This window comes from Anaeromyxobacter sp. SG17, assembly GCF_022690695.1.
GTDB lineage: Bacteria > Myxococcota > Myxococcia > Myxococcales > Anaeromyxobacteraceae > Anaeromyxobacter > Anaeromyxobacter soli.
In genome coordinates this window covers 1-8,404 of record NZ_JALCYX010000118.1, presented here as the reverse complement: position 1 = coordinate 8,404, position 8,404 = coordinate 1, and the positions used below count along the sequence as shown (strand labels likewise).

Below are 8,404 nucleotides of genomic sequence, written 5' to 3'. Positions count from 1 at the left end.
GGGCGAGCCGCTCCGCGGCGGCGGAGAGCGGCAGATCGGCGACGCCGATGCGGGCCCCCACCCGCGAGGCCTCGCACAGGTGGGCGAGGTCCTGCACGAGCCCGTCGGACACGTCGATGGCGGCGCGGGCGACGCCGGCGAGGGCGCGCCCCGCGGCGAGGCGCGGCGTGGGCCGGCGCTGGCGGCGGACGAGCGCGGCCGGGGCGCCGGGAGCCCGCCCGAGCGCGGCGTCGCCGAGGGTGCCGGTGACGGCGACGAGGTCGCCCGCGCGCGCGCCGGTGCGGAGCAGGGCGCGCCCCTCGGGGACGGCGCCGATGACGGTGACGGTGACGGACAGCTCGGAGGCGCGCGTGACGTTCCCCCCGGCCACCGCGACGCGGTAGCGCCGCGCGCAGGCGCCGAGGCCGCGGCCGAGGCGCACGAGCTCGGCGGGGCGCACCCCGGGTGGCACGCCCAGGCACACGAGGGCCCAGAGCGGCCGCGCGCCCATGGCGGCGAGGTCGGAGAGGTTCACCGCGAGCGCCTTCCATCCGACGTCCTCCGGCGAGAAGGCGCGGTCGAAGTGGACGCCCGCCACCACCGCGTCCGCGGTGACGACGAGCTCCTCACCGCGCGGCGGGGCGAGCACCGCCGCGTCGTCGCCGGGGCCGACCCGCACGCCCTCGCCGCGGAGCGGCAGCGCGTGCGTGAAGCGGCGGATGAGCTCGAACTCGCCGGGCGGCGGGCGCGGGGGCATCAGGAGGCGCGCCCGACGGCGGCGAGCGGGACGATGGGGGTGTAGGCGGGCGCGACGCTCGGGCGGAGCGGCAGCACGAGCGAGAAGGTGGTGCCCACGCCGGCGGTGGAGCGCAGCGCCACCTCGCCGCCGTGCGCCTCCACGAAGCTCTTCACGATGGCGAGGCCCAGGCCGGCGCCGCCGTACTCGCGCGTGGACGAGCCGTCCACCTGGTAGAAGACGTCGAAGACCTTGCCGAGGTGCTCCTCGGCGATGCCGATGCCGCTGTCCGCGACGTGGATGGCGAGCCGGTCCCCCGCGAGCGCCTCGGCGAAGACGCGGATCGCCCCGCCCGCGGGCGTGAACTTCACCGCGTTCGAGCAGAGGTTCACGAGGCACTGGCGGAGCTTGTCGCGGTCGGCCTGGATGCGGGGCATGGCGCCCGCCTCGCAGGCGATCTTGAGCCCCTTCTTGCGCGCGAGCGGCAGCACGGTCGCCACGGCGTCGCGCATGATCTGGGTGGCGTCCACGTCGGAGAGCACGAGCCGCACGCGCCCGGCCTCGATCTTGGAGATGTCCAGGATCGAGGTGATGAGCTGCAGCAGGTTCTCCCCCTTCTCCATGATGATGCCGAGGTACTCGCGCTGCTCGGCGGTGAGCGGGCCGCCGAGCCCCTCGAGCATCATCTCCGAGTAGCCGATGACGCTCGTGAGCGGGGTGCGCAGCTCGTGGCTCATGGTGGCGAGGAAGTTCGACTTGAGGCGATCGAGCTCCTTCAGCTTCGCGTAGCTGTCCTCGAGCTCGCGGTTCTTGTCCTGCAGCTCGCGGTAGCTCTCCTGCACCGCCTCGATGTGGAGCTTCGCCGCGATGAGGCTCTTGTGGCCGGTGAAGACCATCACGTCGAGGAGATCCATGAAGTGCTTCAGGATCTTCTCGGCGGTGGCGACCGAGACGCGCCGGATCTTCTGCTGGTAGCCCTTCGCGAGCTCCGCGTCGAAGTCGGGCGCGATGCCGCGCAGCGAGGCGGGCAGCTCGACGAGGTCGTCCGGGACGAACGGGCCGAACACCACCCGACCGAGGAGGTCGCCCTCGTAGAGGATCGGCTGCACCACGTAGCGGCAGCCGGAGAAACACTCCACGAGGACCGGGGCGGGCTCCTCGGGGAGCGGCTCGCCCTTCGCCTTGGCCACCGTGGCGATGCAGCCCTCGCGGCCGGCGGCCTTCGACCAGATGTAGCCGCAGAAGTCGGCGTTCCCCACCCGCACGTCCACGAGCTTGTTGCCCGCCTCGTCGAACACCTTGATGCCGACGCGGTACAGCTCGGAGAACGAGTGGCAGACGTCGCCGAACGCCCGGAGATCGAGGAGATCCCCGAGCGGCAGCCGCTGCTGCAGGAAGGACGGCGGCAGCGTCATCGCGCCGGCGCCTCCGCGAGCCGTGAGCCGCGCACGTCCACGTGCGAGAAGATCTGGCCGAGGAACTCGCGCTCCGACACCTGCCAGGTGGACTCGAGGCCGAAGCGCTTGTCGAGGGTGCGGTAGGTGAGCTGGAGCAGCGCGTGCAGGGTCTCGACGACGCCCTCGCCGCGGATGGCCACCGCCGGCACGATGCGCGGCTGGATCACGCGGAGCAGATCACCGAGCTCGCCGTCGCCGCGCGCGTCCTCGAGGTCGCGCTTGTTCATCTGGATGACGATGGGCAGGGACCTGTAGTCGAGCCCGTTCGCCTCCAGGTTCTTCAGCATGTTGTTCCAGTAGGCGAGCGTCGGCGCGGCCTCGCTGCGACGCGAGTCGGCCACGAACGCCACCGCGTCGGTGCCCTGCAGCACGATGCGCCGGGTGGACTCGTGCATCACCTGGCCCGGCACCGTGTACAGCTTCAGCTTCACCTTCACGCCCGCCCGGGTGCGGAAGAACACGGGCATCATGTCGAAGAAGAGCGTCCGGTCGTCCTTCGTGTCGAGCGTCATGAGACGCCCGCGGATCTTCGGATCGATCTTCTGGAAGAGCGCCTGGAGGTTGGTCGTCTTCCCGGACAGCGCCGGGCCGTAGTAGACGACCTTGACGGCGATCTCGCGCGTGTCGGCGTTGAACTGGGCCATGCGGTCGGGTGGGGGCGACATTTCGCCCGGGTACCTACTCTAACCGATCAGCGCGCGATCCCCGATGTCCCCGCCCGGTGAACGGACGCCCGCTCGGACGGGGAGTCGGTGCTCCCTCGACGCACACCCCGTCTCGCGTCACGCCCGGTGCGGCGCCGGGGCGACTCCGCCACGCTGCCACCAGGCGCGCGCCTCCTCCACGCTCCGGAGGAGCGGGCTCTTCGGCAGGGTGGCGAGGAACGCGCGCCCGTAGCCCTTCGTGACGAGGCGCCGGTCGAGGATCGCGACGAGGCCCCGGTCGTCCCGGGTCCGCACGAGCCGGCCGAAGCCCTGCCGCAGCGCGAGCGCCGCCGCGGGGACCGAGAGCTCGGAGAAGCCGTCCCGCCCCTCCGCCTCGAGCGCGCGCAGCCGCGCCGCCACCACCGGATCTCCCGGCGGCGCGAACGGGAGCCGGTCGATGACCACGAGCGACAGGGCATCGCCCGGGACGTCCACCCCCTCCCAGAAGCTCGCCGTGGCGAAGAGCACCGACGGCTCGGCGCGGAACGCCTCGAGGAGGCGCGCCTTGGGGCGCTCCCCCTGGAGGAGGACCTGGTACGGGAGATCGCGGAGCGCCGAGTGCAGCGCCACCATGTTGCGGTTCGAGGTGCAGAGCACGAACGCGCGCCCGTCCGTCACGGCGGTGAGCGCGCGGATCGCGCCGGCGGCAGCCTCGAGGAAGCCCGGCGCGTTGGGCTCGGGGACCGCGGCCGGCGAGACGATGGCCGCCTGGCGCGGGAAGTCGAACGGGCCGGGGTAGCGCGCCTCGTCCACGTCGAACTCGGGCGCGAGGCCGACCTGGCGGCGGAAGTAGTCGAAGCGCCCCTGCGCGGCGAGGGTGGCGCTCGTGAAGACCACGGTGTCCGTGCGCCGGTAGAGCCGGGCCTGCAGCTCCTCGGCGACGTCGATGGGCGCCGCGCGCAGGAACACGCCCCGCCCGCGCACCTCGGCGAAGTACACGCGCGAGGGCTCCTTCATCGCCGTGACCGCCGCGAGCTCCACCCGCAGCTCGCCGGCGCGCCGCGCGATCTGGGCGAGCTGGGGCGCCTCGGCCTCGGCGAGGAGCTCGCGCAGCGCCTCGAGCGCGGCGTCGAGGCGCGCCTGGTCGCGCTCGCACGGCGCGAGGAGCTCCTCCACGAGCGGCGCGCGCACGCTCTCCTCCTCCTGGCCGCGGGCGGCGGCGACCGCCTGGAAGAACCGCTCGCCGGCGCGGCGCAGCTCGCCGGTCGCGTCGCGCATCATCGACGCGAGGTCGGGGCGGTCGCCCACCGCGCGCAGCGCGTCGCGGCCGAGCTCGTCCACCCGGTACGAGGAGACCTGGAGCCCGAAGTACTCGGTGGCGACCTCCTCGAGGGCGTGCGCCTCGTCGAAGATCACGACGTCGTAGTCCGGGAGGATCTCCACGCCCGCGCGGCTCGTGCGCATGGCGAGATCCGCGAAGAACAGGTGGTGGTTCACGAGGAGCACGTCGGACTGGCCGGCGAGCGCGCGCGCCCGCGTGACGAAGCAGTCCTCGTAGCGCTCGCACTCGCGGCCGGTGCAGGTCTCGGCCGTCGCCGACAGGTCCTTCCAGGTGTGGAGCTGGTCGGGCAGGTCGAGCTCGCTGCGGTCGCCGGTCTCGGTCGCCCGCGACCAGGCCTCGATGACCGGCCAGAGCGCCGCCTCCTCGCGCGCGGCGAAGGTCGGCGCGCGCGCGAACTCCGCGCCCCGCGCGAGGCAGTAGTAGTTCGAGCGGCCCTTCAGGTAGGCGGCGGCGAAGTCGAGGCCGCACCGCTCGCGCAGGAGCGGGATGTCCTTCCCCCAGATCTGCTCCTGCAGGGTCTTCGTGGCGGTCGAGACGATGACCCGCCGCCCGGAGAGCGCCGCGGGGACGAGGTAGGCGAGGGTCTTGCCCGTGCCGGTGCCGGCCTCGGCGACGAGGTAGCGCCGCTCGCGCAGCGCGCGCTCCACGGCGCGCGCCATCTCGAGCTGGTCCTCGCGGTGCTCGTAGCCGGGGAGCGCGCGGGCGATGCGGCCGTCCGGGCCGAGGACGTCCTCGACGGTGAGGGCGGCGGGTGCGGGGATCAGGATGGGGCTCCGGGCGGTGCGGCGAGGAGGTGGAAGGCGAAGTAGGCGGCGGCGACGAGGAGCGCGGCCGCGACGGCGACGAGGAGGCGCCGGAGCGCCACGGAGCGATCCTTGGCGGGCGCGCTCCGCGGCAGGAGCGCGAAGCCCTGCACCGTCGCCCGGCGGATCACCTCGTCGCGCATGCGCGCCGCGACCGGATCGTCCGGACGCGCGGCCGCCGCGTCGCGATAGCGACGGCCCGCGAGCGCGAGCCCGGGGAGGTCCTGGAAGCGCGCGAGGTAGGCGTCGTGCGCCGCCTCGTCCTCCCATGCGGCGACGACGCGCGCCCAGGCCTCGGCCTCGCCGGGGTCGGCCTCCGGCTCCGGCGCAGGAGCGCGGAGGGTCTCGTCGGGCGACGTCATGGGAACGCCGAGTCTAGCCGATGACGCCCCGGGACCGAATGGCGCCGCGAGACCCCGATGCCGGTGCCCGAGCGAAGCGAGCGCTTGCATCGAGCCGGGCGGGGGCGCAGCCCCCGTGAACGTTCAAAATGCCACCGGCACCGGCACGAACGTCGCGAAGAACAGGATCAGCGAGAAGATCGCGATGGCCCTGCGGCCCGGCCCGAGCGGCTCCTCCACGAGCGCGGCCGGGTGGCCGAGCCCGACCACGAAGCGGGTGAGGAACCACCAGAGGAGCCAGCTCCAGGAGGCGAAGATCCCGGCGAGGAGCAGCGCCGCGCTCGTGAGGCGGGCGAGGGCGTGCGCGCGCCGGCGGCCGAAGAGCGCGTAGAGCACGTGGCCGCCGTCGAGCTGCCCGGCGGGCACGAGGTTCAGCGCGGTCACGAGCAGGCCGAGCGAGGCCGCCACGGCGACGGGGTGCATGACCACGTCGGTGCCAGGCGCGAGCGGGCCCACGACGAGTCGCTGCGCCGCGAGGGTGAGCAGGCTGTGGCCGAAGTGGATCACCTCGCCCGCGCCCTCCGGCGAGGTTCGGCCCGCGAGCCAGGAGAGGAACGCCCCGAAGGGGGAAGCCGGCGAGGTCGCCGCGGACACTTCCCGGATCTCCGAGTGAGCGAGCCCCCACACGAGCAGCGGGAGCGCCACGACGAGGCCGGCGAGCGGGCCGGAGGCGCCGATGTCGAGGAGCGCGCGCCGGGACGGGATGGGCGAGCGCATGCGGATCACGGCCCCGAGCGTGCCGACGCCGAAGGGCACCGGGATGAAGTACGGAAGGGTCGTGTCCACCCGCGCGCGCCGCGCGAGCACGTAGTGGCCCATCTCGTGGGTGAAGAGGATCCCGACGAGCGAGAGCGCGAAGGGGAGCCCCTCGAGGAGGACGCCCGGCGCCTCGCGGACGCGCGCGAGCAGCTCGCCGAGGGTGCGCACGTCCGCCGCGGCGGGCGAGAACAGCAGCCCGGCCCAGCCGGTGGTGGCGAGGGTCGCGAGGAAGAGCGCGACGTTCGCGGCGGGGAAGCGGGCTCGCGGCCGCGGCCGCACGAGGACGTCGTCCATCCCGGGACAAGCTAACGGGCCGACGGCGATTCCGAAACGGCTCGCTCCGGCTGGCCGGGGCGGAACCCCGACGAGCTCTGCCGGGCAGGCGTCCGCCCCGGGGCGGCCCCCATCGAGCTACATCCCGCCGGCGCCGGGCCCGGCGAGCTCCTCCGGCTTCATCTCCCGGACGCCGTTCGAGTCCACGGTGAGGAAGAACAGCTCGCGCTCGGGCGTCCGATCGGCGCCCATCGTGAGCTCGCCGGTGGCGCCCTTGAAGCCGCGCACCGCCGCGAGGCCGTCGCGCAGCGCGGCGCGCGTCTGGGCGCGGTCGTGCTCGATCACCTGCCGCGCCATCCCCGCAGCGTCGTAGGCGGACGCCTCGAGGATGGTGGGCGTCTGGCCGGGGAACTTCCGCTCGAACGCCTCGACGAAGCGCTTCGTGCCCGGGCGCGCCGAGCCGGCGAAGAACCCGTCCACGTAGATGGCGCAGCGCACGTGCCGGCCCGCGCCGCCGGGCGACTGGTCGAACAGGCCCGGGTCGCCGCCCCAGCCGTTCGCGCCGAACAGCTGCACCGGCCGGAGGTCGGGGCGGCCGGTGAGCTTCTTCAGCTTCTCGAGCGCCTCGGGCTCGCAGGTCTGGGTGAGGACGTCCTCCACCGCCAGCGCGGGCGCGATGAGCTTCACGTTCTTCGCGAAGTCGGGGATGAAGATGGCGTCGAAGTCGGTGACGGGGGGGAGCTTCTCGCGCGCCTTCTCGAGCGCCTTGCGGCGCCGGAACGGATCCTTCTCCTTCTGGGCGATGTCGCGGGACTGCTCCTGCCAGTCGCCGCGCTCCTCGAGGTAGAGCTTGCCCACCATGCTCTTCACGAGCGGCGTGAAGGTGGTCCGGTCCGGGGCGTAGGTCTCGGCCGCGCGCACCTCGCCGCCGCGCGCCTCGAGGTCGTCCCAGAACGCGTTCGCGAGCTCCACGCCGTAGCTCATGGACGGGTAGAGGATCGCGAAGCGGCGCATGCCGCGCTTGCCCATGGCGAGGCCGACGAGCGCGTCCGCCTGCTCGCGCGCGGTGAGCATGCTCTGGAAGACGAAGGGCCCGGCGGCGGTGATCCCCTCCTGCTTCGAGAGCGAGACGAACGGGATCTGCAGCTCCTCGGCGGCGGCGGCGGCGCGCTCTCCCTCGGCGTTCGTGACGCCGCCCAGGACCGCGATGGCGCCCTCCTCGAGCACGAGCGCCTCGAGCGCCGCGGCGGCGCCGTCCGGCTCGCCGCGCGTGTCGCGCACCGCCACCTTCACGCCCGAGCCCTCGAGCGCGAGCGAGACGCCCTGCAGGATGGCCTCGCCCCAGCGCTTGAAGTTGCCGGAGAGCGGGACCGCGACGCCCAGCACGTTCGGGCGGACGTAGGTGAGGCGCGAGATGCGATCCACGAGCCGCTTCGCGTCGTCCGCGTAGGGCCCGTGCGGCCAGCGCAGGAACACCTCGCGCGCCGCCGCCTCCGCGCCCGCGTAGTCGCGCAGGTGGAGGTGGACGCGCGCGACCTTCATCGCGAGCGGCTCCTGGAGCGGCGAGTCCGGCGGCAGCGCGCGGCGCAGCCCCTCGGCGTCCTCGAGCCCCAGGGCGTCCACCGCCGCGGTGGCGCGCGCGAGCGTCTTCGCCCGCGCCTCGCCCTCCTGCCCGGCGGCGAGCGTCGCGAGCCAGCGGACCGCGTCGGCCTCGGCGCCGGCGGCGAGCGCCGCCTCGGCGGCGCGGGCGGCCGCGCCGGGCTGCGCCTCGGCGGGGAGCTTCTCGTAGAGGGTGGCCAGGCTCGCGAGCCCGTCGCGGGTCCGGCCGAGCTCGATGTCGGAGAGGGCGAGCAGGTACTTCGCCTGGACCGCGCGCGGGTGGAGCGGGTGCTCGCCGAGCAGGGTGCGGAGATCCTCGGCCGCGCGCGCCGGCTCGCCCGCCACGCGCCGCAGCTCGGCGGCCTCGTGCAGGGCGTCGCCCCCGGCCGGCACGCCGCGGTAGCGCGCCGC

At 74.3% G+C, this 8,404-nt stretch carries 7 protein-coding genes; all 7 read right to left on the bottom strand.

Annotated features, from left to right (window positions below; all coding sequences use genetic code 11):
• A partial coding sequence (gene thiL, locus MNY60_RS22660) for a thiamine-phosphate kinase (RefSeq protein ID WP_242361981.1) occupies positions 1 to 736 on the bottom strand: 736 nt, incomplete at its 3' end.
• Entirely contained in the window at positions 736 to 2,130 is a 1,395-nt protein-coding gene (locus MNY60_RS22655) for a cell wall metabolism sensor histidine kinase WalK (RefSeq protein WP_242356870.1), read from the bottom strand. The genes thiL and MNY60_RS22655, both read right to left, overlap by 1 nt.
• Positions 2,127 to 2,816 carry an ATP/GTP-binding protein gene (locus tag MNY60_RS22650; protein WP_242356880.1) on the bottom strand — a complete coding sequence of 230 codons (690 nt, stop codon included), beginning with the start codon at positions 2,814 to 2,816 and terminating at the stop codon, positions 2,127 to 2,129. The genes MNY60_RS22655 and MNY60_RS22650 overlap by 4 nt, the downstream gene beginning before the upstream one ends.
• Before the next feature lie 138 nt (positions 2,817 to 2,954).
• Positions 2,955 to 4,817, bottom strand: coding sequence for an ATP-dependent DNA helicase (locus MNY60_RS22645; protein ID WP_242361979.1), 1,863 nt, complete (start codon positions 4,815 to 4,817; stop codon positions 2,955 to 2,957).
• A gap of 101 nt (positions 4,818 to 4,918) precedes the next feature.
• On the bottom strand, positions 4,919 to 5,323 hold the full coding sequence (locus tag MNY60_RS22640; protein WP_242341511.1) for a hypothetical protein: 405 nt from the start codon (positions 5,321 to 5,323) through the stop codon (positions 4,919 to 4,921).
• 123 nt (positions 5,324 to 5,446) lie between these two features.
• On the bottom strand, positions 5,447 to 6,415 hold the full coding sequence (locus MNY60_RS22635) for a site-2 protease family protein (RefSeq protein ID WP_242341510.1): 969 nt from the start codon (positions 6,413 to 6,415) through the stop codon (positions 5,447 to 5,449).
• Positions 6,416 to 6,532: 117 nt separating this feature from the next.
• Positions 6,533 to 8,404 (bottom strand): penicillin-binding protein activator (locus MNY60_RS22630; protein WP_242361977.1); only part of this gene is annotated, 1,872 nt, incomplete at its 5' end.

Coding starts and splice junctions, on each gene's coding strand:
- MNY60_RS22645 (WP_242361979.1), bottom strand. CDS start 4,817: ATGGCGCGCGCCGTGGAGCGCGCGCTGCGCGAGCGGCGCTACCTCGTC.
- MNY60_RS22655 (WP_242356870.1), bottom strand. CDS start 2,130: ATGACGCTGCCGCCGTCCTTCCTGCAGCAGCGGCTGCCGCTCGGGGAT.
- MNY60_RS22650 (WP_242356880.1), bottom strand. CDS start 2,816: ATGGCCCAGTTCAACGCCGACACGCGCGAGATCGCCGTCAAGGTCGTC.
- MNY60_RS22640 (WP_242341511.1), bottom strand. CDS start 5,323: ATGACGTCGCCCGACGAGACCCTCCGCGCTCCTGCGCCGGAGCCGGAG.
- MNY60_RS22635 (WP_242341510.1), bottom strand. CDS start 6,415: ATGGACGACGTCCTCGTGCGGCCGCGGCCGCGAGCCCGCTTCCCCGCC.